A 265-nucleotide genomic window follows, 5' to 3' on the forward strand; every position below is an offset into this window, starting at 1 on the left:
GCCGTCGGCGTCTGCGCCGCGGCCAACCTGACCTTCCTGGGTGTGATCATCACAGATGTGCTATCCAGCAGCGCCTCCGCGGTTCTGTCCGCGATGGCTCCCCCGTCAGGGCGCCTCGGCCTGCTAGCTTTCGGGCTCGGGGCGTCAGTCATACTCGGTCTCATCTTCGCGGTGAACTCCCTGACCGCTCCCGCCCCCGACTACGGGAAGATTCTGAATCTCTTCAGGCGCAGCGACCTCAAGGGATTGAGTGAAGCCGCACCAG

General features: G+C 64.5%; 1 protein-coding gene. It reads left to right on the forward strand.

Going from position 1 to position 265, the window contains the following annotated elements; translation table 11 throughout:
- The coding region (locus SCA31_RS23795; protein ID WP_410699471.1) for a hypothetical protein at positions 1–265 on the forward strand (265 nt) is incomplete at both ends.

This window comes from Chryseobacterium sp. SIMBA_028, assembly GCF_046535285.1.
Classification (GTDB): Bacteria; Bacteroidota; Bacteroidia; order Flavobacteriales; family Weeksellaceae; genus Chryseobacterium.